At 74.9% G+C, this 26,385-nt stretch carries 14 protein-coding genes; 6 read left to right on the forward strand and 8 right to left on the reverse strand.

What is annotated here, in order from left to right; translation table 11 throughout:
• Nucleotide 1: 1 nt before the first annotated feature.
• The 5 genes from HP550_RS05760 to HP550_RS05780 all read right to left on the reverse strand — a co-directional run bounded on the left by HP550_RS05760 (nucleotide 2) and on the right by HP550_RS05780 (nucleotide 14,755).
• Nucleotides 2–4,120, reverse strand: coding sequence for a hypothetical protein (locus HP550_RS05760; protein WP_175346630.1), 4,119 nt, complete (start codon nucleotides 4,118–4,120; stop codon nucleotides 2–4).
• The gene (locus tag HP550_RS05765; RefSeq protein WP_175346631.1) at nucleotides 4,117–6,936 is read right to left on the reverse strand and encodes a hypothetical protein; all 2,820 of its coding nucleotides are present in this window, start codon (nucleotides 6,934–6,936) and stop codon (nucleotides 4,117–4,119) included. Before HP550_RS05765 ends, HP550_RS05760 begins: the two co-directional genes overlap by 4 nt.
• Entirely contained in the window at nucleotides 6,933–10,376 is a 3,444-nt protein-coding gene (locus HP550_RS05770; protein WP_175346632.1) for a DUF6603 domain-containing protein, read from the reverse strand. Before HP550_RS05770 ends, HP550_RS05765 begins: the two co-directional genes overlap by 4 nt.
• Nucleotides 10,373–13,189, reverse strand: a complete 2,817-nt coding sequence (locus HP550_RS05775) for a metallophosphoesterase family protein (protein ID WP_175346633.1) — start codon at nucleotides 13,187–13,189, stop codon at nucleotides 10,373–10,375. The genes HP550_RS05770 and HP550_RS05775 overlap by 4 nt, the downstream gene beginning before the upstream one ends.
• Nucleotides 13,190–13,282: 93 nt before the next feature.
• Nucleotides 13,283–14,755, reverse strand: coding sequence for a glutamate synthase small subunit (locus tag HP550_RS05780; protein WP_175346634.1), 1,473 nt, complete (start codon nucleotides 14,753–14,755; stop codon nucleotides 13,283–13,285).
• Nucleotides 14,756–14,975: 220 nt separating this feature from the next.
• Between HP550_RS05780 and HP550_RS05785 the strand changes: the two genes are divergently transcribed.
• The 4 genes from HP550_RS05785 (at nucleotide 14,976) to HP550_RS05800 (ending at nucleotide 18,626) form a co-directional block, all read left to right on the forward strand.
• Nucleotides 14,976–16,649, forward strand: coding sequence for a sensor histidine kinase (locus HP550_RS05785; RefSeq protein ID WP_343048003.1), 1,674 nt, complete (start codon nucleotides 14,976–14,978; stop codon nucleotides 16,647–16,649).
• A 151-nt stretch (nucleotides 16,650–16,800) separates the two neighbouring features.
• Nucleotides 16,801–17,814, forward strand: a complete 1,014-nt coding sequence (locus HP550_RS05790) for a zinc-dependent alcohol dehydrogenase family protein (protein ID WP_175346636.1) — start codon at nucleotides 16,801–16,803, stop codon at nucleotides 17,812–17,814.
• A 30-nt stretch (nucleotides 17,815–17,844) separates the two neighbouring features.
• Complete coding sequence (locus HP550_RS05795; RefSeq protein WP_175346637.1) at nucleotides 17,845–18,252, forward strand: (R)-mandelonitrile lyase; 408 nt, start codon at nucleotides 17,845–17,847, stop codon at nucleotides 18,250–18,252.
• Nucleotides 18,249–18,626: a DUF2255 family protein gene (locus HP550_RS05800; RefSeq protein ID WP_175346638.1), complete on the forward strand. Its 378-nt coding sequence runs from the start codon at nucleotides 18,249–18,251 to the stop codon at nucleotides 18,624–18,626. The genes HP550_RS05795 and HP550_RS05800 overlap by 4 nt, the downstream gene beginning before the upstream one ends.
• A gap of 10 nt (nucleotides 18,627–18,636) precedes the next feature.
• On the opposite strand, the gene HP550_RS05805 is transcribed toward HP550_RS05800, so the two are convergent.
• Genes HP550_RS05805 through HP550_RS05815 form a run of 3 tightly spaced genes read right to left on the reverse strand, consistent with a single transcriptional unit; the run spans nucleotide 18,637 to nucleotide 22,213 of the window.
• Entirely contained in the window at nucleotides 18,637–20,553 is a 1,917-nt protein-coding gene (locus HP550_RS05805; protein WP_175346639.1) for a zinc ribbon domain-containing protein, read from the reverse strand.
• A gap of 12 nt (nucleotides 20,554–20,565) precedes the next feature.
• Nucleotides 20,566–20,832: a PAAR domain-containing protein gene (locus tag HP550_RS05810; RefSeq protein ID WP_246280597.1), complete on the reverse strand. Its 267-nt coding sequence runs from the start codon at nucleotides 20,830–20,832 to the stop codon at nucleotides 20,566–20,568.
• A 52-nt stretch (nucleotides 20,833–20,884) separates the two neighbouring features.
• Entirely contained in the window at nucleotides 20,885–22,213 is a 1,329-nt protein-coding gene (locus HP550_RS05815) for a COG1470 family protein (RefSeq protein WP_175346641.1), read from the reverse strand.
• Between the two features lie 168 nt (nucleotides 22,214–22,381).
• On the opposite strand from HP550_RS05815, the gene HP550_RS05820 reads away from it, so the two are divergent.
• Both HP550_RS05820 and HP550_RS22940 read left to right on the forward strand, forming a co-directional pair.
• Nucleotides 22,382–23,005, forward strand: a complete 624-nt coding sequence (locus HP550_RS05820) for a helix-turn-helix transcriptional regulator (protein ID WP_175346642.1) — start codon at nucleotides 22,382–22,384, stop codon at nucleotides 23,003–23,005.
• A gap of 124 nt (nucleotides 23,006–23,129) precedes the next feature.
• Nucleotides 23,130–26,381, forward strand: coding sequence for a DUF11 domain-containing protein (locus HP550_RS22940; protein WP_175346643.1), 3,252 nt, complete (start codon nucleotides 23,130–23,132; stop codon nucleotides 26,379–26,381).
• The last annotated feature ends 4 nt before the right edge of the window (nucleotides 26,382–26,385 follow it).

Below are 26,385 nucleotides of genomic sequence, written 5' to 3' on the forward strand. Positions count from 1 at the left end.
GTCAGCCCACCACCGGGGCGGTGAGCGCGTTCGGGTTGGTCGACACGGCATCCCGCTCGGCGTTGAACGCCAGCACGGTGGCCGGCAGGTACTGCCGGACCGCCCCGAGCGCGGTGGGCGGGACGGCCCGCAGGTGCGCCTGCTCGAGGGTCTCGACCAGCACCTGGTTCAGGGTGCCGAGCGTCCACGGCTCACCGGCCACCGGGGGCACCGCCAGCAGGATCGCCTGGGGGGCCATCAGCTCCGGGGGGTCGTAGCGGAACGCGACGCCCGTCGTCTCGGTCGCGGACGGGATCACCTCGGTCCACTCGTCGACCAGGAGCCCGGCGACCTCCCGGCCCGGCGCGACGAGCTCGGCACCGGACAGCGCCAGGGAGACCGCCCCGTCCACGTACTGCTCGGCAGGCAGCGCGTTCCACACGGCGCCCGGGCGGTGCGGCACCTGCGCGGCAGCGAGCGAGACGGCTGGCCCACCGAGCGCCTCCGCCTCCCGCAGCGCGATACCCAGCCGCCCCAGCGGCTCCCGCACGCGCTCCATCCGGGTCAGCCACACCTCCACGGCGAGCGCGTCCCCGCCCAGCAGCGCGGGATCGTCCCGCGACGCCACGAGGTCGGCCGTCGTCGGCGGGACGAACCGCGGGAGCGCCACGAAGCCCGGCCCCAGCAGCGCCCGCAACCGACGCAGCGACAGGTCCCAGGCAGGCGCCGACGGTCCGGCCTGGACCGCACCCGCCTCGACGAGCCGACCCTGGAGCTGGTCGCGGGCTCGGACCGCCGCCGCCGACCACCCGTCCACGGTGGTCTCGACGGGGACCGCGGCGTCGCCCACCCCCAGCGACCAGCAGGCAGCCACCGCGGCCTCGAGCCGGGGCGGCGTCGGGTCCACCAGGGCGTCGTCGAGCGCGTCCACCGCAGCCTGCACGGCCGCCGACGCCGCAGCCGCCCGACCCTCGAGCTCGGCGACGTCGACGCCGGGCTCGTCGTCCGCGTGCGGCGGCTGGAGCGTCCCGCCGGCCATCGGCGTGGCCGGACCCAGCAGCGCGGCCAGCGACCGCCCCATCTCGAGGAGGTCCAGCAGCGCCCGGTCGGGCTCCAGGGTGGGACGCAGCAGGTCGGCGCCCGACGCCAGGGCCGCTCGCGCCGCCAGCTCGGTCAGCCCGTGCTCCCCCGCGCCGGCGACTCGGACGAGGTCGCCCGCCGACATGCCGAGCTCCGACAGCGGCACCTGCGCCGACGCCTCGCCGGCCGCGTCCCGCACCGTGACCGACCGACCGGTGGCTGCGCCGAGCATGCGGCCCAACCAGGCGTCGAGCCCGGGTTCGGCCGCGGCGCGCGGCGACCGCGTCGGTCCGGCCCAGCCCCCGGTCGCCGCCGCGCCGGGGTCGAGCAGGATGCCCACGCGGTGCGTGACCCCGACGCCCGACCGCGGGGTCTGCACGACGTCGAGGGTGGCCGGTGGCACGAGCCCGCGATCGAAGTCGGCCACGGTGCTGACCGCGCGGTCCAGGTCGCCCAGGGCGAACTGGTGCACCTGCTCGGCCTGGAGCAGGTCGGCGGCGGCGTCCACCGCCGAGCCCAGTCGGCGCAGGACTCCCAGCGCCGCGACCCGGTCGGCCACGCTCGGGTCTCCCCCCACCAGGTGGTCCAGGGCGTGGTCCTCGCTGGCCGCCCAGAGCCGGTGCAGGCTCAACCCGTCCAGCCGGCGGGCGGCCGGGGGCAGGTGCTCCTCGCCGGGCATGGGAGACACCTCTCGGGCGTTGTCGACGGCCTTGGCCAGCCCGTGCTCGTGCAGGTCGCGCTCCACCAGGTAGCCGAGCACCGCCCCCACCGAGCGCCCCGCGCGGACCCCGTCGAAGACGCTCCTGGCCAGCCGGACGCGCTCCGAGGTGAGGCTGATCGCGAAGGGGTCGTGCTCTCCCCCGCCGTTGGCCAGGTGGGCGTTGCGCAGCAGCGCGGCCACCTGCGCCTGGTGGATCGACGGCGTGTGCAGGAAGCCGGGGTCGTCGACCGCGGCCAGCAGCTCGCCCGGCTCCCCGGTCGGGGACTCGGTGACGACGTCGGCAGCCGACGGCGTCAGGTGCTCCGCCCAGCCGTAGCCGCCGACCAGCGCGCCACGCTCCTGGTCCGCCCGGAGGTCAGCCAGCCGCCGGCTCGCCAGGGACGTCACCCAGGCGTCGACCCGGTAGGCCGCGGCGTCCAGGGTGCCGAGCAGGTGCCGCTCCAGGTCCCCGGGGTCGGCGGCCGCGAGCACCTCGACCGCCGCGCGGAAGGTCGTCAGCTCCTCCGTCCCGGCAGCCAGCCGCTCGCGGACCGTCCCGCCGTCCGGCACGGTCGCGTCACGCCGCTCCCGCCACCCTGGCGTGGCCTCGCCGAAGCCGTAGAGCTCCGCGTCGGTGACGTCCGGTGCGTCCGGTCCGAGCAGGCGGGCCGCCGCCGTGGCGTGCTCGCGCAGGAGACCGTGCCGGACCAGCGCGGCCAGCAGCGACGGCGGCGGGTCGTCGCCCCCGGCAGCGAGCTGGTCGACGTCGGCCGCGAGCAGCTCACGCAGGTCGTCGGCGTCGCCCACCAGGGGCACGGTGACCGGTGCGGTGTCCGGCTCGTGCACCGTCAGCGCACCCGGGAGCAGCCCGGCTCCGGCCGCCGCGGCGACCGGCAGCGCCCGGTCCCGGGCGACCTCCCAGAACCCGGCGTCACCGAGCCGGCGGCCGAGCAGGAGCTGGACGTGCTGGGCGAAGCGGACGCCGAACGCGCGTCGCAGGCGCACCCGGTCGGACCGAGCCCCCAGCCGCAGCACGTCGACCAGGTCCGCCGCGACATCGCCGCGACCGATCCGCGGGGCCTGCGCGAGGACGGGCCGCCAGGCGCCCTCGACCAGACCGGCCACGGTCCGCCGCACGCGGTTCGCGCGCTCGTCGCCCGCGAACCGGCCGAGCGACGTCACCGGCAGCAGGCCGTACGGCTGACGGCCGACGCGCAGGGTGGGCAACGGCCCGCCCGGTCGGACGAAACGCCGGGCGTGGTCCCGCGCCCAGTCGGCGTCGTCGAGGCCGACCCCGGCGAGCTGCGGCAGCCAGTAGCCCCAGGTGGCGGGCCACAGGGCGGTGCTCATCGCCTCGGCCAGCCGCTCGTCCGCGCTGCCCCCGGCAGGAAGCGACCCCAGGTCCGCGGACCCCCCGACCCCGAGGGCGGCTGCGGTGCGTGCCCCTGCCGTCCCCGGCGGCACCGGCTCGGACGTCGGCGCCCAGGCCCCCGCGGCGGCACTGGACCAGCCGGACGACGCGCCCTCGGCGTTGTTGGTCGGCGTCTCCGCGTCCAGGAACGCCAGACCCTCGCTGTAGCGCTGGGCGTCGAGGAGCCGGGCGAGCCCGCCCGCCCCGTCGTCGGCGGAACCCTCGCGGACGCCGGTCACCAGCAGCAGGTCCAGTGGCCCGGAGACCGGGAGCCGCAGCGCCATGCCGACCTCCTCCGCGGTGTCGAAGTCGACGAGCCAACTCATCGCCTGGTCCACGGCCGCCACCTCGTCGCCGCCCTCGTCGTGCACCAGCGGCGCCGACAGGTCGGGTCCGACGGCGAGGTCGGCGGTGATCTCCCGGCCGGTGCCGACCGCCACCACGGCCCCCTGCGCGTACGCGGTCGCGGTCCAGCGCGTGGGCAGCAGGCGGGCGACCGGGGTGCTGCGCTGCTCGGTGGGCGCGAGGACGGGGAACGTCGGGTCGGCAGACAGCGGCTCACCGTCCCCGACGGCGGCGTCCGGCCGGTCCTGCGGGTTGGTGGGTGTGGTGGCGCGCACCACCCAGGCAGCCCGACCCCGACCGCACCGGTCCGCGAGCGCGGCCCAGGCCCGCTGCGCCCGCTCGCGATCGGTGCCCGTCCGCCACTGCGCGCGCCAGAAGTCCTCGCCGGCGGCCAGCTCGGCGGCGGACAGACGGGGGTCGTGGGCGTCGACGTGCAGCTGGTCGGGGTAGACGCGCACGAGGAGCGAACCGTCGCGGAAGCGCGTCTCCAGCCGGACCGGGAGCAGCACCAGGGGGTGCCGGGACTCGGCCACCTGCGCGGTGAGGCGCGCGTCGGTCGCCAGGGCGTCGGCGGTGAGCGGTGCGAGGTCGAGCGGGTCGGTCATGGCGTCGGCCTCCGCAGCAGCACGGTCACCGGGATGGTGATCCGGGCGGGCAGCTGCCGCAGGCGCCCGGCCTGCGCCGCCGACGTGGCCTCGGTCGCGGGCGCGTGGCTGACGCCGTCGGGCGCCTCGCCCACCTCGAAGCCGAAGCGGGGGGCGCCGGGTTGCTCCGCGATCACGATCGACCAGTCGTCAGCGTCGGCCAGCGGCACGGCGAACCCGAAGAAGCTGAGGTCGGGGTCCATCGAGCCGCGGAACACCGGCAGCAGCTGCTCGGCGGGCGGGCCCGGTCGGGCCGCGGAGACGAGGGCGTCGGGGAACCGTCGGATCAGCTCGCTGCGCAGGAGCAGGACGAACCGGTCCTCGGCGACCGTGGGCGCGCCCAGGGCCCGGTCGGCCCACGAGTCCAGAGGGACGATGTCCGGCGGTGCCTCCGGGGCCACGGCGGCGTCCCAGAACCGGTCGAAGAAGGTGGCGGTCATGGGCGTCGGGAACTCGCGCCAGAGGAGCTCACGGCCGAGCTCGTGGTTGAGGCCGACCAGGAAGGCCTCGACGAACTCGCCGTTGGTGCGCAGGCCCAGGGCGGTGTTGGCCGGCACGCCGTCCAGTCCGGGGAGCAGCCACTGCTGACCCAGCTCGATCAGCGAGCGCGACATCGGTGCGTCGAACCGCGGGGCGAACCGGAGCGCCGGCACCGTCACGGCCGGGTCCGGCGGCGCCGGCGTCTCGAGCAGCCCGGACACCCGGGCCGCGAACGTGCGGGCCGGGGTGGTGAGCGCCAGGGCCTCCTCGAACATCGCCCCGGCGGCGAGCGTGCCGAGCGGGCCGCGTTGGGGTGCGGCCGTGGCCAGGAACGCCGCCAGGTGACGCGCCGACAGCTCCCGGAAGGCCGCTGCGGCCGGGCTGTCGCGCCGCGGCGGGTGCGGGTGCGGGTCGGGATCCTCGGGCTCCGGGTCGATGGGGTCGGGGTCGATCGGGTCGGGCGGCTCGAAGGGGTCCCCCGGCCGCCGGCGCGCTAGCGAGGAAGGCCCGGGCGACGCGCTCCGGGTGAGGTCGGCGTGGAGCACCCCACCGCCGGGCACGCCTCCGTCGATCGGCGGGAGCGGCCTCGGTCCGGGGGCCGGCGTCGGGGTGGGACCGATCTCGAACCCCGGTCGCGGCGGCGCCCCGACGACCGCGTCGGTGCTCACCTGCGCCCACGACAGGTCGAGCGGGGTCGGCAGCGACGCACCGCCCGCCTCGAAGGTCAGCGGTCCCGCCGTGGAGGGAAGCTGACGGCCGATCATCTCGCTGGGCGCCATCCGGCCGAGGAAGTCGAGCCCCGACGGCCGCCCCCCGCGACGCACCCGCCGCACGGCCGGGCCGCGGGACCGGGTCAGTCGCCGGACCGCCGGGCTCAGCGCCTGGTCCGGCAGGCGGGCCTCGGCCCAGTGCTGGGCGAAGCTTAGGCCGGACGTTCCCGACCCCGTCGCGGGCGCCCTCAGCAGCCGGGCGCGCAGCGGCGCCAGGACGAACAGGCCCGACTCCGGCGGGAGCGGCGCCACGTGCCGTCGGTGCAGGCTGTCGGCGAGCGTGAACCCCAGCTCGGCCAGCCCGTAGACCCGGCCCGCGGTGTGCAGGTCCGCGGCCTGGTCCCACGCCGCCGCCACCAGCGTCTCCTGCTGCTGCTGCACCACGAGCGTGCCCAGCGCGGCGGCCACCCGGTGGGCGGGGTCGCTGTTGAGCTGCTCGTACCAGCGTCCGGCTGACGCCGGGTCCAGGGGCGTGGGCGTCACGTACGCCGAGCCGTACCGCGGCGGCGCCAGCAGCGGGTTGCTCGCCGGCACCCGGTCGGGCGCGTTGAGGACGTCCAGCAGCGCCGCCGCGAACCGCTCGGCCATCGCCGGGTCCGACCACCGCTGGACGGGCGCATCGAGGGCGAGCAGGGCGCCGGCCAGCCTCACCTGGGCATCCTGCGAGCCGGGGATGCCGAGTCCCGAGGTCGACACGTCCACCGCACGGGTGCCGAAGCCGTCTGCGACGGGGCGGCCACGGATCGCCATCGCGAGGGACTGGAAGTCACCGGCCGGGCCGGTGGCGAACCGCCAGTGGTGCAGCACCGGCAGCTCCACGGGATCCATGCCCGGCGCGCGTCTCCAGGCCGGGCCCTCGGCGGCCCCCGGGTCGTCGCCCAGCCCGGCGAGCCGGCCCGCCTCGAAGGTGGGCACGACGCAGGCGAGGTACTCGGTCTGCTCGGCCAGGAGGCGCCCGCTGACCAGCCGGGACAGGCTGCGGCCGGGGTCGGCGGCGAGCGCGTCGGCGAGGGCCGCGTCGGTCAGCGCGACGTCGGTGGCCAGCTGCGCGTGCGCCCAGGCCCAGCTGTCGTCGAGGTCCGGCAGCTCCTCCTCCACGTGGGCCGGGGCACCGATCCTCAGGACCGGCAGCGAACCCCGCGCGGGGGCCGCCAGCTGCACGCCGGGCTGCTCGCGGACGACGACCAGGCACAGCCAGGGCCGCAGCCGGCCCGCCGACGCCGACGCCGGGGTGAACAGCCACGGCAGGGCCGGCTCGTCGAACTCCACGAGCGGCAGGTAGTTGGCCTCGAACGTGCGGGAGCCGGGTGCCGGGTCCGTGCGGATCACCTGCTGAGCCGGGAGCCCGGTGACGTCGCCGGGGCCCAGGAGCCGGACCGGCACCCGCACCGGCCCGGCGCCGTTCACCTTCACCTCGGCGTTCGCGGTCGCCTGGCTGGCCGGGTGCCGGTCCCGCGCGTCCTCCGGCAGGTCGAGCGCGCCACCACGGCGCACCCACGGCAGGAAGAGCAGGCTCGGTTCGGTCATGACACCCCCACCAGCCCGGCCAGCCGGGGCGCGTCCGGCCGGTCCTGCCCGGCGTAGCGCTCGGTGACGGAGGTGCGGGTCGCCGCCCGGGCGGCCGCGGCCAGCCGCAGCCCGGCGCGCAGCTGCGCAGGCTCCGCCGGCCTCGGGTCGGGCAGCACGACGGGCACGCCGTCCGGCCCGACGACGATCTCGGTGTACCGGAACGGCTCCGCCACCCCCGTCGACGCGTCCGCGGCGTAGCGGTCGTTCCCGAAGCTCACGCCCGCCTCGCGCATCACCACACCGGGCGCGCCCAGGCGCTCGGCGTCACTCATCTCGAAGAACTGGCTGTCCGGGAACTCGTCGCTGACCGGGGACACGTTGGCCGTCGCGCCCCCGATCCGGGGTTCGGTGAGCGCGAACCGGCGCGCGTCGCGGGGCACGAACGCGCCGACGCGGTCGATCTCCCGCGTGGTGTTCAGCGGGACCAGCCCCTGCTGCACCACCAGCCGACCCAGGGGGTGCAGCAGCAGGCCGGCGCGCGGCACGTTCCGCACCCCCGCCACCTGGGTGGCCGCCGCCGGCAGCTCCGCCCGCCAGCTGCCCGCGTCGGCCAGCCGGGTGAGCAGCTCGGCCACCACGTCGATGGTCTCGGTGACCACCGACCCGCTCCCGCCGATGAGCGTCTTGTCGAAGGAGACCGTGTAGTCCCACCACAGGATGCCGAAGGTGGCCTTCCCCGCGACGCGCAGCGGGATGGGGCCCTCGAGCATGCCCTTGACGTCGACCTTGAACAGGTTCCGGGACCCGCGCTTGAGCTGCACGCCGGCGGCGAAGTCCGCGATGAAGTGCGGCGGCCAGAAGCTCACCAGCACGTCGAACCCGATGTACCCCTGGATGCTGAAGCCGTAGGCGGCCGCGTACAGGGAGGCCTTCGCCCCGAACTGGAGGGTGTTCGTCGTGATCGCCAGGTAGGCCTCGATCACCAGCTTCGGGTTGTCGCCCGTGGTGAGCGCCACGGAGACGCGCGGCAGCACCGGGAAGCTGGCCGGCGGGCTGAACCGCGGGTTGAACCCGCCCACCGCGAGCGCGAACCCCTGGCCGCGCTCGCGCCGGAACGCGGCGGCGCCGGTCAGGACGAAGCGGCCGCACAGCTTCGAGTCGTAGAGGACCGCGTCGAGGGCCGCGGAACCGGTGTCGAGGTCGAACACGCCGACGACGTCGAGGTTCAGCGTGAGGAGGGCGTTGTCCTCCTGCGGCAGCACCGAGGAGACCCGGCCGAGCACCAGCAGCCGGCTGGTCTCCGAGACGGAGTCCCGCTCGAGCATGAGGGCGAGGTCGGCACGCAGCAGCGGGTGGGCGCTGCCGAACGTCAGCTTCACCAGGAAGCCGTAGATGTGCGTCCCCTCCCGCGGCGGGAAGAACGTCCGCAGGGCGGAGACCAGCTCCGGGAGGTGCTTGACCGGGTCGGCCGGGAAGAGCACGTGCTTGAGCTGGCCGGACGGCAGCGCCGCGCGGACGGCGGCGACGTCCAGGGTCCGGTCCGCGGCGTACAGCAGCCCGAACCCGTCGAGGGTGACCACGCCGGCCTGCCACCCCAGGTGCTCGACGGTCCCGATCAGCAGGAGGGACGACAGCGGGTTGCCCTCGCGGTCCCGGGTGGACGCGAGCCCGACGCAGGTGATCGTGATCTGCTTGCCGAACCGCAGCACCAGGGCGCCGACGTAGTCCCCCGTGGTCGGGTCGTGCTGGATGGTGCCGCCGCCGCTCACCGGTCCGGTCCGCAGGTCCAGGGCGATCCCCGTCGGGCGCGACGCGTCGACGTGGGCGTCGACCACCCGCAGGTTGCGCTCGTCGGACGGCGTCATGGTGTCCATGGCCGCGAGCAGGCCCAGGCGGTCGACCCGGACGTACAGCGGACCCAGCTGCGTGCTGAAGGAGACCAGCCCGCCGGCGGCCGCCGCCCAGCCGCTCTCGGGCGGTTCGGCCCGGCGCCCGGCCAGGCGCAGCACCACCTCGAGCACGTTGATCCCCAGCACGCCGCCCCCGCCGAGCGGCAGCGTCTTCTCGAGCGCGGGCGGACCGGCGGGACCCGAGGAGTCGAAGGGGGGTTCGGGACCCGTCGCGTCGACGCCCGCCGGGACGTGCACCTCGTGGATGAACCCGAGGGCGGCGTCGTACCCCAGGCCGAGGGAGAACACCTTCCGGATCGGCCGGCCGCCGAGCAGCTTGCGCACGAAGCTGTCCTTGTCGGCCGAGTCGATCACCAGGGCGCAGTGGTCCAGCCGCAGCAGGATGCGCGCGCCGGACGCGCTCAGGGTGAGCACGGCGGCGAGCTCCCCGAGCTCCAGCCGGGTGCCCGTGGCCCGCGGCAGGGCGTAGCTGATCCCCGTCTCGTCGGGCACCGCGCGGTAGCCCACCGACACGCTCGTGCTGGCTGCCGTCGCGTTCGGCCGCACGCCGTCCTCGCCACCGATCAGCAGCGCCGCTCCGGCGTCGCTGCGGATGTCCACCCGGAAGCTCCAGGTCGGGGCGTCGATGGCGCCGGGGTTCAGCACCTGGTCGAGCGTGAGCGTGCCGCCGAGCGCGAGGAAGAGCTGGTGCGGACGGGCGGGGGTGCCCAGGCGCCGGGGCAGGTACATCCAGGTGACCCGCAGCTGCTCGGAGTCGGTGGCGCCGGCGCGCCGCAGCGCGAGCGAGACCATCCGAGCCGCCAGGACGTCCGCCGCGGTCGGGCGTGCCGGCGAGTCGACGTCGAGCGCGGCGGCGTCCCAGCCGACGATCACGTCCCCGAGCGCGTTCGACGCGTCCTCGTCCTTGGTCTGGTCGACGACGGCGATCGCGGCGACGATGCCGCGGACCAGGCCGTCGACGACGAGGAACGACGTGTCGCGCGCGGTGTTCAGCGTGCTGCCCTCGGCGTCCGGCCGCGTGTCGTCCAGGTCGTCCAGGGTCCGGCCCGGGTTCCACACGAACGAGAGGATCGTGCCGATCGCGTTGCGGAACCTGGTGTGCGCCTGCTCGCCCGGCGCCAGCGAGCTGGTGAGCTCGGACGTGATCGAGACCGCCTGCATGATCAGGAACAGCTTGGGCCAGCGGCGCCGCACGTACGTGCTGCCCAGCAGGTCGAGCAGGCTGTTCACGAACGTGTCCCCGCGGCCCGCCCAGTCGGTGCCCTGCCACGCCTCCACCTGGTCGATCACCGCCCCGAGGAGCAGGGCGAGGTTGCCGAGGGCCTCGATGTCCGCCTGGAGGTCGGTGTCCACCTGCTCGCGGTACGCCTTGATCGCCGCGAGAGGGGCTTCGGGCAGGACGACGGCGTGGGTGGTCGCGTCCGGCGCGGCCCCGAGGTCGGCCAGCACCGCGCTGCGGACCGCGGGCCGGCCCAGCAGGTCGGCGGAGAACGAGACGAAGTCGAGGACCTCGCCCGCGACCGCGCGGAGCACCGAGCCGGCGCTCACGGCCCTGGCTCCGGGATCGGCACGCGGCTCAGCACGGACTCGCGCAACGTCTCGGGCGGCGCCTCGTCCAGCGGCCCCAGGGGTGCCCGGTGCACCATGTACGGCCCGAGCACCGGCAGCTGCGTCTCGGGGTCGACCGCGGAGGTGTACACCTCGCCGACGGCGGTCACGGAGCCGTCCGCGGCCGACTCGAACCGGCAGATGCCGAAGTTGGACCGGAACATCATCTGCCGGGTGTTCCGCATCCGGTCGAGCGCCGCCTGGTGCCGGGCGGCGACCGCCTGCATCGCCTCGAAGGAGGTCGCCGGGTCGGCCAGCTGGGCCTCGATCGCCGCGTCGTCCAGCGGCGTGGGCCGGATCGGCGCCGGGCGGTCGGCGTCGAGGCGGCCGTCGATCAGAGGGGTCACCCGCCACCGCCACTCCGGCGGCTTCGCCGGGTTGAGCCGCGAGGTGAGCGCGGGCACCGGCTCGTCGCCCTCGGGGTTGTCGTCGAGCCAGCCGTGCGTCGCCAGCAGCACCGGGCTGCGCAGCAGCTTGGCCCGCGTCGTCGCCACCAGGTCCGCCTCGGTCCGCCCCTGGGGCAGGAGCACCAGCTCGGCGTCCGGCCGCGCCCACCCCAGCCGCTCGACGCCGAGCCCCGCGCGCAGGAGCTCCTGGAGCAGCATCGCGCTGCGGTCGAGCGCCCGCAGGTAGACGGGCATGACGTTCTTGAACCCGCTGGACGTGAACTGCGCGATCCGGGCCGGTCGGCGCTCGGCACCCCGCCAGTAGCTCATCACGTTGGACGCGGCGTTGTGCACGTCGCCGGACAGGACCACCACCCGCTGGTGCTCCGCGAGCCTGGCCAGGAGGTGCTCGAAGGTGAGTGCGTCGAACGCCCAGGTCTCGAGGGCGTCGGGGTTGGTCCCGGGCATCCGGCGCGCGCCGGCGGCCGACTCCGGGTCGGTCAGGTCGCCGGCCGTGGCCAGGTCGAAGATCCGGTAGATGGCCCGGGCGACCACCTCGTCGATCACCGGCGGTCCGATCACCTGGAGGGGGGCGATCACCACCAGCACCTCGCGCCCGGCCGGCAGCGGCGGACGCGGGATCTGGTCGACGAGCGCCTCCGTCGCGACGTTGCCCGGCGGCCCGATCTCCGCGACGAAGCTGCGTCGGGTCCGGTTGTCCAGCGCGACCACGACGTGCTTGGGCCCGTCGACGGTGAAGTGCCAGGTCATCGGTGCGTCGACGACACCGAACCGGCCGTCCGGCTGCGGCTGGTTCTCCAGGTGGTGGCCGAACATCCGCCCGATGGCCGCGAACAGGTCGCGGTCGGGACCCGGCGCCGACCCCGGGAACAGCGCGGCCGCCCGGTCGAGCAGGTCGCCCGGCAGCTGGCCCCCGAGCTCGGGATGCTCGGGCGTGGTGACCTGGTCGTACCGGCGCGGGTCGTTCCCCCAGTCCTGGAACAGGGCGTAGGCCAGCATCCCGTTGGTCAGGATCACCTGCCCGAGCGCGCTGCCGAGCACGCGGTGACGCCACATCGGGTTGAGGAAGAAGTCGTCCGTGACGTCGTGGTCGTCGAGCATCATGTACGACGGCACGTTGGCCAGCACGCGCTGCACCCGGGCCAGACCGAGCAGGAGCTCGCGATGCACCCGGTGGCTCCGGCGCCGGGACCGGGCACGCTCGGCGGGGGGCGTCTTCGCGTCCTCGGCGGCCTTGGCAGCGATCGCCGCGGCACCCGCGAACAGGTGCTGCGGGATGCGCTCGGGATAGACGGTCGGGGGCAGGACGACGTCCTGGTCGTCGCCCAGCGTGTCCAGCCAGCGCACGACGCCGCCGCCGACCGCGGTCGCACCCGGCACCTCGACGCCCCAGCAGGCCGGGGACCAGGCCAGGACGTAGGCCGCGGCGAACTCGCCCAGGGAGATCAGGTGGTTGGCGCCGTCCACGCTGGTGAGCTGCCCGCTGACCGTCGTCAGGTGCAGCCGGCCGCCGACCGGGAAGCACGGCGGGCCCGCCGGCAGGTCCCCCGCCAGCGCCGTCTCCTGCGGCGTCTCGGGGGTGTAGACCGCGGTGGGGTCGGCCTCGGTCGGCGTGCTGCTCGCGGGCCGCCGGAGAACCTGTCCGACCGTGACGCGCTCCACCGGCACCCCGCCCGCGGTGCCGATGAGCTCCACGCCCAGCTCGACGACCCGCAGCATCATCACGGCGTCCACGTCGTCGGCGTATATCTGGTCACCACCGAGGAAGAGCTGGTGGAGCCGCGCGCGCGGATCGTCCACCCGGTCGTTCAGGTACTCGTCCATCCACGCCAGGGCGTCGCCGTCGTCGTAGCCCGGGCGCCGGCACGAGCCGTACCCCAGCCGCAGGTCGTCCAGCGTGGACGGCGGGAGGGCGAAGCTCGGCAGCATCCGGTCGGCGTACCCCAGGGGTCCGGCCTCGACGCCGCTGACCGTGTGCGCGCCGAGCAGGCCCAGCTTCGCGAGATCGGTGGTGCCCGAGGCGGCCGTGATGGTGACGTTGTACGAGTAGAGCCGGTCGGACTCGAAGACCTTGCCGGAGGCCGGTGGCAGGCGCGCGGAGACGAGCCCGAGGTGGAGCCGCTCGCCGATCCGCACCGTCGTCTCGCCGGGGTGCGGCTCGGGTGCGTTCGGGTCGGGGGGGTCGCCGCTGCTGGCGAAGGGCGCGTTGGTGGTGTCGGAGGCGACCCGACCTTCCCAGACCGTGAGCCTGACGTCGGCCGCTTCGCTCAGCACCACCTGGACCGCGACGAGCCCCGCGTCGACCCGACGCAGGATCGGACCCGCGAGGAGGAGCGGAAGCTGCATCAGGCCCCCTGCCCGACTGACGAGGCATCCCCGGACAGTTCGGACGTTAGCCCCATATCGCCCGCAGGGGCCAGGGTCAGGCGGGGAAGACGGTCAGGCGCGCAGCGCGCCCGTGCTCGCGCGGATCGGCGAGGGGAGCTCGGTGAGACCGGAGAGGTAGGCGTCCACGGCCGCCGCGGCGGACCGGCCCTCGGCGATCGCCCACACGATGAGCGACTGGCCGCGACCGGCGTCACCCGCGACGAAGACCCCGGGGACGTTCGTGGCGAACTCGTCGTCCCGCGCGACCGTCCCGCGCTCCGTCAGGTCGACGCCGAGCTGGTCGAGCAGCGATCCCCGCTCCGGACCGGTGAAGCCCATGGCCAGGAGCACGAGCTGCGCGGGGATCTCGTGCACCGATCCCTCGACCGGCTGGAACCGCCCGTCGGTCAGTTCGACCTCGACCAGACGCAGTGCGCGCACCTGCCCGTCCTCGTCGGCGAGGACCTCCTGCGTGCTGACCGCGTAGACGCGCTCGCCGCCCTCCTCGTGCGCGCTGGCGACGCGGTAGAGCATCGGGTACGTCGGCCACGGCTGCGTGGCGGGACGCTCCTGCGGCGGGCGCGGCATGATCTCGAGCTGCGTGACCGACCTGGCGCCCTGACGGATCGCCGTGCCGACGCAGTCCGCACCGGTGTCGCCGCCGCCGATCACCACGACGTCCTTGCCCGTCGCGACGGGCTGCCCCGGCAGGACCTCACCCAGCGCGGCCCGGTTGGCAGGCACCAGGTACTGCATCGCCTGGAGCACTCCGCCCGCGTCCCGGCCGGGCACGGGCAGGTCCCGCGGAACCGTCGAGCCGACTGCCAGGACGACCGCGTCGTAGCGATCGCGCAGCTGCTGGCCGGTGACCTCGGTGCCCACCGCCACTCCGTTGTGGAACCGGGTGCCCTCGGTCGCCATGAGCGCGAGGCGGCGATCGATGTGCCGCTTCTCCATCTTGAACTCGGGGATCCCGTACCGGAGCAGGCCGCCGGGCCGGTCGTCGCGCTCGTACACGGCGACCGTGTGCCCCGACCGGGTGAGCTGCTGCGCCGCGGCGAGCCCGGCCGGTCCCGAACCGACGATCGCGACCGTCTTGCCGGTCATCCACTGCGGGAGCTGCGGCTGGACGAGGCCGCGGTCGAACGCCTCGTCGACGATCGTGACCTCGACGTTCTTGATGGTGATCGGCGGCGCGTTGATGCCCAGCACGCACGACGTCTCGCACGGGGCGGGGCAGAGCCTCCCGGTGAACTCCGGGAAGTTGTTCGTCATGTGCAGGCGGTCGCTGGCATCGGCCCACTGCCCTCGCCAGACGAGGTCGTTCCAGTCGGGCACGACGTTGCCGAGCGGGCAGCCGTTGTGGCAGAACGGGATGCCGCAGTCCATGCAGCGACCCGCCTGGCGCGTGACCATCGCGAGGTCGTCCGGGTTGCCGGCGCGGTGGGCGTGCACCTCGCGCCAGTCCATGATGCGGACGTCGACGGGCCGGTCCGTCGGCAGCTCGCGCTGCCGGGTCTTCAGGAATCCCCGGGGGTCCGCCACGTCGCCGCCTCCTCGTGCCGGGATCCTCGGCCTCGGGCGTGCGCCCGCGACGATCCTGACCTGGACGCACCCTATGGGTCACGAAGGCGTGCCCGCGGAGCCGAAGGTCCCGGTGGACGCTCGGCGGCGTGGCGCGGCAGTTGGTCGCCGACCTTCGGGCATGGGACCTTGGTCCCTCGCGCACCCGGAACCGGTGCGCACCGACTCCGGGAGGCCGAGCGTGAGCGTCGACGAGTCGATCGGCCATGCACCCTCCGACAGTGAGGTCGCACTCCTCGACGCCATCCTGGGCCTCGCGGCCGACCTGGACATCCAGAGCCTGCTCACGAGGTTCGTCGTGGCGAGCACGGAGCTGACTGGCGCCCGGTACGGCGCCATCAACATCGTCGACGAGAGCGGGACGTCGACCACCTTCGTGCAGAGCGGCGTCGACGACGCCACGGCCGCGTTCCTGGGTCATCCGCCGCACGCGTGGGGCGTGCTGGGCAGCATCCCGGACGACGGCGTCCTCCGTCTGGAGGACCTGTCGGCCCACCCGGCGTTCCGGGGTCTGCCGCCCGGTCACCCGCCGATGGGCTCGTTCCTGGGTGCGGCCGTCCGCGTCGGCGGTGCGAGGTTCGGGACGCTGTACCTCTCGGAGAAGGCCGGCGGGTTCCACGACCGGGACGAGTCTGTCGCTCTGGCGCTGGCCGCAGCCGCCGCGGTCGCGGTGCAGAACGCGCAGCTCTACGCCCTCGAGCGTCGCCGACAGCAGTGGCTGACCGCCGCGCAGGTGATCACCACCATGCTGCTCGAGGACGCCGGCGACGAGGACGTGCTCGTCCGCATCGCCTCGTCGGCGCGGGAGATCGACCAGGCGGACACCGCCGCGCTCGTGCTCCCCGGCCGTCGTGGCGAGCTGGTGCTGGAGATCGTGTCCGGCGCGGGCGAGGAGGAGCTCCTCGGTCTCGACCTGACGGAGGACGAGCGCGTCCGCGCGGCGTTCGACGACGGCACCGGTCAGTTCGTCAGCAGGATGGAGGGCGCACACCCGGCCCTCGCGCGGTACGGGCCCGCCCTGTTCGCGCCGCTGCGCGCTGCCGGCCAGGGGGTCGGCGTCATGCTGCTGCTGCGGCGCGCGGGCGCGGACCCCTTCACCGACAGCGACCTCGCGCTCTCCCGGACCTTCGCGTCCCAGGCCGCGCTGGCGTTCGTCCTCGCCGAGGGCCGACGGGCCCAGGGCCGGGCCGTGCTGGATGACGAGCGCACCCGCATCGCCCGCGACCTGCACGACCTCGCCATCCAGCAGCTCTTCGCCGCGGGGATGCAGCTGGAGAGCGCTCGTACGAGCACCGACGAGCCCGTCCCGCCCGCGCTCGCCCGCACGCTGGCCTCCGCACTGAGCCTCGTCGACGCCGGGATCCAGCAGATCCGCGTGGTCGTGCGGACCCTGGACGACGGTGGGGTGGGAACCCCGCTCGTGGAGCGTGTCGCGGCGGAGGTGGAGCTCGCCCGGACCTCCCTGGGCTTCGCCCCCTCGCTGCTGATCAGCGTCGACGGGGCCCCTCTGGCCGACGGCGCCCCAGGGGCGCCCGCGGCGTCCCTCCTCGACGACCTCGTGGCGCCCGGGCGGGCGAACAACGTCGTGGCGGTGGTCCGAGAGGCGCTGTCGAACACCGCGCGGCACGCCCACTCCAACTCGGTCGCGGTCCGGCTCATGCTCACGTCGCCGCCCCAGGGCTCCATCGTCGTGGAGGTCGAGGACGACGGCGTCGGCGTCCCGGCCGCGCCCACCCGCGCCTCCGGGACGAAGAACCTCGCCATCCGCGCGCGCCAGTCCGGCGGCACCTTCACGCTGCAGAGGCCGCCGTCGGGCCGTGGGGCGCTGCTGCGGTGGACGGCACCGCTGGACTGAGCGGCGCCGCAGACCGCTGCCCGCGTGAGCGACGCGGGTTCCGTCAGGTGGGCGACGCACTCGTCCACCACCTCGGAGGGACGCAGCGGCGCGCTGAGGGGGGTACCGACAGGCCCTCCCGAACCTCCGCGAAGCCGGGTTCGATGGGTGCATGCGAGGAGCAGTCATCTACGGACCGAACGACGTGCGCTTCGAGGAGCGCCCCGACCCGACCATCGTCGAGCCCACCGACGCGGTGATCCGCACGGTCGCCGCGTGCGTGTGCGGTTCGGACCTGTGGCGGTACCGCGGCCTGGCCGACGTGCCCAGGCCGGTCCCGATCGGGCACGAGTACGTCGGGATCGTCGAGCAGGTCGGCGACGCGGTCCCCACCGTGACGCCCGGGGACTTCGTCGTCGGCGGGTTCCTGCACAGCGACAACACCTGCCCGGTGTGCCGCAAGGGCATGCACTCCGCCTGCCAGCACGGCGGCGGGTTCGACGGCTGCCAGGCCGAGCTGATCCGCATCCCGAACGCCGACGGCACGCTCATCGCCACCCCGGGGCAGCCGGCCGCCGACCTGATCCCCAGCCTGCTGGCCCTGTCCGACGTGATGGCCACCGGGTGGCACGCCGCGGTCTCGGCCGGGGTGGGCCCCAGCACGAGCGTGGTCGTCATCGGTGACGGGGCGGTCGGCCTGAGCGGCGTGCTGGCCGCGGCGCAGCTGGGCGCGACGACGATCATCGCGATGAGCCGGCACGCAGACCGGCAGGCGGTCGCCACCGAGTTCGGCGCCACCCACATCGTCGCCGAGCGCGGCGAGTCCGGCCTGGCCCAGGTCCGCGAGCTGACCGAGGGCATCGGCGCGGACGCCGTGCTCGAGTGCGTCGGCACGGAGGAGGCGCGGCTGCAGGCCGTCGACCTCGCGCGTCCCGGCGGCATGATCGGCCTGGTCGGCGTCCCGCACGGGGACCTGCCCACCGACAGGCTGTTCTGGTCGAACACGGGCATCCGCGGCGGCCCGGCGCCCGTGCGCGCGTACCTGCCCCACCTGATCGACCTGGTGTGGACCCGCCAGATCGACCCCGGCAAGGTCTTCGACCTGACCCTCCCGCTGTCCGAGGTGGCGGAGGCCTACCGCGCGATGGACGAGCGGCGGGCGATCAAGGTCCTGCTGCAGCCCTGAGCCACGCACCGAGAGGAGAAGGAGGCCGACATGGAGATCACTCCCCCGCCGCCGACGCAGAAGGGCCCCGAGCAGTGGTTCACCGGTGACGTGTGGATCGACGTCCTCGGTGCACCGCCCGAGCCCGCCCGGCTCCGCGTGTACGCGGTGCGCTTCGCACCCGGTGCGCACACGTTCTGGCACCGCCACTCCAGCGGCCAGACCCTGCACGTCACCGAGGGCACCGCGCGCGTCGGCACCCGCGACGGGCGCGTCATCGAGCTCCAGCCGGGCCAGACGGTCTGGACGCCACCGGGCGAGTGGCACTGGCACGGCGCAGCACCCGACCGGTTCATGACCCACCTGGCCATGTGGGAGGTCGGCGGCGGGGGCACCGGCCCCGACACCGAGTGGGCCGACGAGGTCACCGACGAGCTGTACGAGGGGGCGGGAGCATGAGCGGCTGGACACCGGACGAGCTGCGCACGATCGGAGGGGTCGACGAGCTGGGGGTGGCATCCCGGCGCGCGGACGCCAGCCTGCGACCGTTCGTGACGATCTGGTTCACCGTCCTCGGCGACGAGGTCTACGTCCGGTCCGCCCACGGACCGCAGAACGGCTGGTTCCGTCGCGCCACGGAGTCCGGCACGGGCCGGGTGCGCGTCGGCGCCATCGAGAAGGACGTCGCCTTCGAGAACGGCGACGACGCGCCCCACGACGCCCTCGACGCGGCGCTGCACGCCAAGTACGACCGCTACGGGCCAGCACCCGTGCGGGCCATCACGGGCCCGAGCGCCGCGGGGGTCACCCTGCGCGTCGTCCCGACGCCCTGACCGACGCCCGTCACCTGGGGCTGCGGGCGAGGACGCCGCCGATGAACCCGAAGACGGCGCCGAGCAGCACCAGCGGGAGCCCACGGGTGTCCGCGCCGACCACGGCCGCCGCGACCGCGACGATCACCATGAGCAGAGCCGCGAAGCGGATCCCGCGGCCCGACGAACCGTTCAGCCCGAGGAGCATCAGCAGAGCCAGCAGGAAGACGAGGACGGTCGAACCGGCGGTGGCCGTGCCGGCGTACGCCGACGCGTCGCCCCCGAACGCGTTCGTCGCGTCCCGCACGATGCTGTCCGGATCGATCATCTCCCCCAGCCATGGGATCAGCGCCCCCACCATCGCGAGCAGCGCGCCGAGCACCACGAGCCAGCGCTTGGCCGCGGGGCGGTGGTCGGGGGTCGACTGGGCCAGCACGGCTTCCGCCTCGATCGCGGCCCGGCCGTCGCTCGCCGAGACGCGCAGCCGCCGCGACGACGTCTTCCCCGCCGGCGGGGTCGGGCTGTCCACGACGAGCCGCGCCGTGCCGACCTGCCCCGGTGCGATCGCCATCACCGGGGGCGTGAACGTGAGCCGGGCGCGGCCGAACTCGTCGGCACCGGCCAGCTGGACCTGGAGCGTGTCCGCGCCGTGACGGTTGTCCACCTGGACCAGAAAGCTGCCCTGCCGGTGCTCGGTGGCCAGCGTCGCCGGCTCCACCCGGATCCGGGCCGTCGTGATCGGCGCGGCCCGGGCGGAGACCTCGAGGATCCCCGCCGTCTCCACCTCGGACGTGCCGTCGTTCGCGACGACGGCGAAGGGTCGGGACTCGGTGGTCCCGGGCGCCGGCGGGGTCGATCGCGCGCGGGCACGGACCGTCGCGACCGTGCCCGGCGCGACCACGACCCTGGTCTCGGCGAACGAGAACGCGACGGCCCCCTGCGCATCCCGACCGGTCAGGGTGACCCGTGCGCCGCTGTGCCCCGCGCGGTTGTCCACCAGGACGTCGAAGACGGGGGCCTCGCCGTCCGTGGCCCGCAGGTGGCTGGGCTCCAGGCGTAGCGTCACCGGGACGTGCACCGGCGCCGCGGACGTGCGCTGGGTGAGCGTCGCCGTCGCGCTCACCGGCTCGTCGTCGCCCGTGCCGGTGACCGTGAGCTGCCGCGTGACGTCCCGGCCGGGCTCGGGGGCGGGCGCCGCGAACCGCACGCCGACGTCGACGGTCTCGCCGGCGGGCACGTCCACCACGGGCGGCAGGAAGTGCGCTCGGACGACGTCCTCGGGATCGTGCAGGGCCAGCCGGTACCGACGCGGGAAGTTGGCTCCCCGGTTGTCGAACGACACCGTGAACCACCCGTCGGTGGTGTCCTGGAGATGCACCAGCGCGGGTCGCGACGACACGGTCGGGGGCGGACCCACCCGCGGGACCGCGACGCGGACCACCACCTGGGTGAGCTTCTCGGGGTCGACGGACGAACGGACGACGAGCGGGACCGACGTCTCCTGCGCGACGACCAGGACGCCGGGCCGGGTGGTGAACGTCACGCCGACCGCGCGCGACTCGCCCGGCATCAGGTGGGCGTCGTCGTGCGTCACGACGAGCCACGACGGCGCCGCCTCGGGATGGATGACGATGCCGTCGACGATGTCCGACGCGTTCCGCAGGTCGACGGTCGTGGTGCCGGGGGCACCGGGCGCGACGACCACGACCGTGTCGTCGACCGTCACGACCGGGACCTCGGCGCGCGGGTCCCGGCGGGTCGCCGTCGGGGTCTCCGCCTCGTCGGGCTCGGCCGACGCCTCGTCGGGCTCGCCCGTCGCCCCGTCGGCCGGGTCCGCCGTTGGTGCGGTCGTCGGGTCGGTCCAGTCGATGTACGTGTCGCAGACACGGCAGAAGGTCGCGGTCGCCGTGTTGGGCGCCCCGCAGGCCGGGCAGATCCGGTCCGCCATCAGGTCCTCCAGTCAGCCGCCGATGATCACCGTGGGAAAGCCCGGCCCGGGAACGACGGGCGTGCCGTGCATGCTCAGGTCCGCCACGCGCGCGGCCGGGAAGCCGCCGATCAGGACGGTCAGCGAACCCATCGCGATGCCGTTGGGCGCCGGGGACACGCACGGGATCGAGCCCGGCATCGCGTTCGCGACCGCCGCCGGCTGACCACCGATGAGGACCGTCATCACCCCTGCGGCCGGGGTGATCGGGCCGCCGACGTGCGGCTTGGGACCGTCCATGAGCGGACACATCGCCATGTCACCGACGCGCAGTGCCGGGCCGGTGGGCATGTCAGGGCGCCGGTGCCGGTGCCGGGGTGGCGAGCGTCCCGCTGAACACGAGAGCATCGTCGCACTGGCCGGGCGGTGGCGTCAGGTTCTGCGGCGTCCCCGGCAGGCGGCACTGGACGGTCATGGTGAGCGTCGTGCCCGCCGGCAGCACGATCGGCGTCTGGAAGTGGAAGTCGTTGTCCCGGAAGTTCTCCAGCGCCACGTCGAAGAGCACCACGGCGTCGCTGCTGCCCGCGGGCGTCTGGGAGAGGACCAGCCGGCCGAAGTCGCCCTGCGGGTTGCTGAGGACCAGGTCGGTGAGCCGCAGCGTCGAGCCGGCAGGGACGACGAAGTCGTCCGCGGAGGCCGAGGTCCCCGGGCCGGTCTGCACGGTCATGCGCTGCATGGTGGGCGCGAGGATCTCGGAGGGCGGCAGGAAGTTCTCCGTCAGGTCCTGCATCTCGGCCACCTGCTGCTGCGCCGCGGCGGCGGCCTGACCGGCGCCGGCCGACGACTGCTGGGCGGCCGCGGCGGCCTCCTGGGCCTCGTCGGCCGCCGCCTGCGCCGCGGCTACCTCGTCCTCGACCGACGACTCCGCGGCCGAGACCACGGCCGGCTTGAGCACCGTGAACCACAGGAGCACGAGCAGCGCCAGCAGCGCGAGGGCCGCGAGCAGCGCCTTGAAGAACCACCGAGGGATGGTCGCGGTCTGCACGTGGGTGCCGTCGAGCAGCACCGGTGAGGAGTTCTCGGCGGCCACCGTGACGATGAACGGCATCGTCCGGTCCGCGCCCCGCCACACCCGTCCGTCCGGCTTCACGCGGACGTCGGCGAACTCGGCCGTCCCGGGGGGCACGGTGAGGATCTGCGGGCGCACCCGGAAGTCCAGGACGCCCCCGTCGTCGGCCGCCGTGAGCGAGATGGTCACCGGCACGTTGCCGCGGTTGTCCAGCGCGACCTGGTGCTTCGCCCCGCTGCGACCGTGCGACGAGCGCGGGAGCAGCTCGGCCGTCGTGTCGAGGAACGGCAGCACCTCGCAGACACCCTCGGGCGTGACGGCCTCCTCGGCGTGCCCGAACGGCACCACCCGGATGCCGAAGTCGAGCTGGCCGGCGGGCACGGACCACGAGCGCGGCGGGGAGAACCGCACCGTCGCCGTCGTCGCGGTGCCCGGGTACAGACCCTCGATGAGCGCGGGCTCGACCGTCGTCCAGGCCGCGGGAGGTCCGAGCACCTCGATCTGGTACCCCTCCACGCGCTCACCCGTGTTGCGGATCTGGAGCGGCACGACCGCCTCGGTGCCGGGGCTGAGCTCCACCCGCGCCGAGTCCAGCTTCGCCGTCGTCGTCATGCTGCGGACGCTAGGCCGACCTGGCACGCGCGAGAACGGCTCCCCGCACGGCCGATGGGGCAGCGCCCCTGCCCGTTGAGCCGATGTTGACTGCACGATCAGTCCCGCCGCGCATGCTGTCCGGACGGAGCACCCGGAGGGGGTGCCGCAGGGGGGCAGGAGCAGGACATGGAACGCGTGGCTGTGTGGGTGAGCGCCCGGGACCCGATCTCCGAGGCGGGCGTCGTCAGCGCGCTGCGGCCGCGGCCGGAGGTGCGCGTGCTGCCGGCCGACGAGGCCGCGTCGTCGCAGGTCGCCGTCGTGGTGGCCGACGCCGTCGACGACGACGCCCTGCGCCTGGTGCGGATGGTGCGCCGGCAGAGCCCGAGCCAGGCCGTGCTGGTCGCGGGACGCCTGGAGGACGGCGACGTCGTGACCGCGGTGGAGGCGGGCGTGCTCGGGCTGGTGCGACGCAGCGAGGCGACGCCCGACCGGCTGGTGCGGGTGATCTGCGGCGCGGCGACCGGCGAGGGCAGCGTGCCCCCCGACCTGCTCGGCCGGCTCCTCGACCAGGTGGGCACCCTCCAGCGGCAGGTGCTGCGCCCGCGGGGGCTGACGTTCACGGGGCTGGCGACGCGCGAGATCGACGTGCTCAAGCTCGTCGCCGACGGTTACGACACCGCGGAGATCGCGCAGCACCTGGCGTACTCCGAGCGGACCGTGAAGAACGTGCTGCACGACGTGACCACCCGCCTCCAGCTGCGCAACCGCTCGCACGCCGTGGCGTACGCGCTGCGCGAGGGGCTGATCTGAGGCACCTGCACTTTCGGGAAGGCACGCGTGCCCGGAGGGCTGACCGGGGTCGGCTGTGGTCGCGACCGGCCGACGCGCAGGGTGGGTCGAGCGCAGACGGCGTCGGACAGGGAGGGGCGAACTCGTGGCACGTGCGCGGGCGTGGGTGGGCCTCGGCCTGTGCGCCCTGCTCCTGCTGCCCGTCGGCGGCGCCGCCGCCATCGCCCTGCCCACACTCCCCACGGCCGACCCCCCCGGGCTGCCGGTCCCGGCGGTGTCGCACCCGCGGCTCGGGTTCGTCGACCGGTCCAGCCTCCTGCGGGAGGCGACCCTGTCCGCGGAGGTGGACGGCCCGGGAGACCACACCTGGGTCGCCGGCACGAGGGTGTCGTCACAGGACCTGGCCACCGGTCGCCGCCAGGACGGCGAGGGCTCGTCGTGGGTGTCCCCGGAGCGACGGCCGCGGGTCGCGTGGGTGAGCACCGTCGACGCGGCCGGCCCGGACGACGCCGGCGACGTGTACGTCTCGGTGCTGCCGGAGCCCGCCGCCGAGCTGCCCACCGACCAGCGCGTCACGTGCGACCCCGCCCGCGAGTCGCACCCCGTGCTGTCCCCGGACGGCACGCTCGTGGCCTTCGCCACCGACGCGCGCGGTGACTGGGACGTCGCGATCGCACCGGTGCCGACCGAGGGCGAGGGGTGCCGGGCGTCGGCGGGGTTCACGTTCCTCACCGGCCCCGGCTCGCAGGACACGTGGCCGACCTGGCTCGACGACGAGCGGATCGTCTATGCCGGGGCACGCGACGGTGGACAGCCCGACCTGTTCGGGGTGACCGCCGACGCGACGCCGATCGCCCAGCTCACCGCGACACCGGGCATCTCGGAGACCCAGCCGGCGGCCCAGGTCATCTCCGGCGGCTGGCGGCTGGTGTTCACGACGACCCAGTTCCGGGCGGACGGCTCGCTCGCGCTCCTGGTGATGGGCGGTCCGGACCTGCTGCCGGCGACGGTCGTCGACCCCTACGCGTCCTCGTGCTGCCGCCCCCAGGGGTCGGAGGGCAGCTGGAGCCCGGCCGGGAGCTCGGTCGCGTTCACCAGCACGCAGGACGACCCTGCGGGCGACGTGTGGGTGACCCGGTGGGTGACGCAGGACGGTGCACGCACGTTCCGCGTGCTCGGTCAGGCGGCGGTCATCGCCACGTTCGGCGTCTCCGAGTCGCACGCCACCTGGGTGGACGACGACGTCACGGGCGGCGAGGGCGGGTGGGACGCGAGCGCGCGGATCGTCTTCACCGAGGAGGTGCCGAGCACCGACGTGAGCGACGTCGTGGCGGACGACGGGTCCGACCCGCGCCTCATCGAGAGCCTCGGGACCACGTGGGACGCCGAGCGTCTGGCGGAGGCGGGCATCGAGTACTCGCCCGACGGCACCCGCGTCGCCTACAGCGCGCCGGTCCCGCCGGACATTGGGGAGGAGGACGAGCCGGTGATCCTCGCGGCGGCCCTCGTGCCCACGTACGGGCAACGGGTGGTCATCGCCGACGCGACGACGCTGGACGTCGTCGGACCCACGTACGTGCCGGACGACGAGGACGACGTGGACCTGGACCCCACGTGGTCGCCCGACGGGAGCACGATCGCGTTCGTCCGCTGGCACTACTGGGGGGACGGCTACACGCTGCCGCGGATCTTCACGCTCGACGTCGGGTCCGGAGCCGTCACGCAGCTCACGGTCGGCCTCGGCACCGACGACTGGGCGGTGGACCCGTCCTGGTCCCCGGACGGCACGCGCGTGGTCTACGCCACCGGCACCGGCGACGACGAGGTGCCGTCCGGGGCGTCCTACCTCGCGGTCGTCGACGTCCGCACGGGGGTGTCGTCCCGCCTGCGCGTCACCTACCCGCGGTGCGACTACTACGGCGGCGACTGCGTCTTCGACGTCCAGGGCCGGTCCCCCGACTGGTCGCCCGACGGCACCCAGGTCGCCGCGGCCGACCTCGTCGCCATGCCGCGCTGGTTCGCCGGCGGCTACTACGGACCACCGGACTTCCGCGACCCCCGTCGGCTGGAGGTGCCGGGCGGGATCGGCATCGTCGACCTCTCGTCGCCCGGAGGGCTCGAGGTGGTCCGGGCGAGGGCCCTCACCGGCGTCGCCGACGACGGCACCGCGACCCCGACCGTCGCGCAGGTCGCCCACGCCGCGGACCCCGAGTGGTCCCCCGACGGGAGTCATGTCGCGTTCTCCGCCGTTCCCGTCGGCCTGCCCTGGGAGCGCCGCGGCATCGCGGAGGTCGCCGCCGTCGACGGGTCGGGCCTGCGCCTGGTCGCCGACCCGCCCGGGGTCCAGCGAGAACCCGGCTACCAGCCGTGGACGGACCTGGTCCTCACGCTCGCGACCTCGGTGGTCGGCGGTGACGGCTCGGCCACGGTGACGGCGGCCGCCACGAACGCAGGGCCGGGCTGGGCGGCGCGCCCCACGGTCACGGTCCGGCTCCCCCTCGGCCTCTCCACGCCCGGCGTGGCCGGGTGCCTCGTCGGGGGGCAGGTCCTCACCTGCGTGGCGACGACGCAGCTCGCTCCCGGAGGGACCGCGACCTTCGACCTCCCGGTGCTCGGCGTGACGCAGGCAGCGGTGTCGACGGTGGACGCGGTGGCGATCACGGCGAGCCCCGAACGCGTGGTCACCAACAACACCGCCACGATCGACGTCGGGGTCCCCGGGGGTGTCAGCGTCGACGTGACCCTCTCCGCTCCCCCCGTCGCGTGGGTGGGTGGGCTGCCGGTCAGCGCCACGTTCACCGTGCGCAACGGCGGTTCGGCGCCGTCCGAGGGCGTCACCCTCACGACGACCTACCCGGGCACGGTCACGCCCAGCGGCCTGGCGCCCTGCGCCGCGCCCACGGGCACGTGCGCGCTGGGCACGCTGCCCGGCCTCGGTGCCGTGGTACTGACGGCCGTCCTGACGCCCGACGTCGTCTTCGAGGGGCCGCCGCAGCTCGGCGACGTCACGGCCACCGTCAGCACGACCTCGCCCGACCCCGCGCCCGCGGACAACTCGGCCAGGGCCGCGCTCGAGGTCCGACGACCGCACGTCGACCTCCAGCCGGCGGTCGCCCGCCCTGGCGAGGTCGTGTTCCTCGCGGGCACCGACTTCCCGCCCGGCGCGGACGTCAACCTCTCCTGGTCGCTCGGCATCATGGGGATCCAGAACCCCCTCACCGCGGGGCCGGACGGCCGCTGGGCGCTGGCGGTGCCACTCATCCGCGACTCGCTCGTCGTGCAGCGCCTCCTCCAGGCGCGCAACGGCCAGGTGCCGCCGCTCTACGGCGACGTGACGGCACCGCTGCTCGTGGTGCCGACGTCGATCGATGCTCCGACGTTCCTCTTCCGCAAGTGACCAC

Source organism: Cellulomonas humilata, assembly GCF_013359775.1.
In the GTDB taxonomy this organism is placed as follows: domain Bacteria; phylum Actinomycetota; class Actinomycetes; order Actinomycetales; family Cellulomonadaceae; genus Cellulomonas; species Cellulomonas humilata.

Excerpts from the sequence above, each read along its gene's own strand:
- HP550_RS05810 (WP_246280597.1), bottom strand. The coding sequence starts at position 20,832 with ATGGACGGTCCCAAGCCGCACGTCGGCGGCCCGATCACCCCGGCCGCA.
- HP550_RS05790 (WP_175346636.1), top strand. The coding sequence starts at position 16,801 with ATGCGAGGAGCAGTCATCTACGGACCGAACGACGTGCGCTTCGAGGAG.
- HP550_RS05800 (WP_175346638.1), top strand. The coding sequence starts at position 18,249 with ATGAGCGGCTGGACACCGGACGAGCTGCGCACGATCGGAGGGGTCGAC.
- HP550_RS05820 (WP_175346642.1), top strand. The coding sequence starts at position 22,382 with ATGGAACGCGTGGCTGTGTGGGTGAGCGCCCGGGACCCGATCTCCGAG.
- HP550_RS05765 (WP_175346631.1), bottom strand. The coding sequence starts at position 6,936 with ATGACCGAACCGAGCCTGCTCTTCCTGCCGTGGGTGCGCCGTGGTGGC.
- HP550_RS05760 (WP_175346630.1), bottom strand. The coding sequence starts at position 4,120 with ATGACCGACCCGCTCGACCTCGCACCGCTCACCGCCGACGCCCTGGCG.
- HP550_RS05775 (WP_175346633.1), bottom strand. The coding sequence starts at position 13,189 with ATGCAGCTTCCGCTCCTCCTCGCGGGTCCGATCCTGCGTCGGGTCGAC.
- HP550_RS05795 (WP_175346637.1), top strand. The coding sequence starts at position 17,845 with ATGGAGATCACTCCCCCGCCGCCGACGCAGAAGGGCCCCGAGCAGTGG.
- HP550_RS05805 (WP_175346639.1), bottom strand. The coding sequence starts at position 20,553 with ATGGCGGACCGGATCTGCCCGGCCTGCGGGGCGCCCAACACGGCGACC.
- HP550_RS05815 (WP_175346641.1), bottom strand. The coding sequence starts at position 22,213 with ATGACGACGACGGCGAAGCTGGACTCGGCGCGGGTGGAGCTCAGCCCC.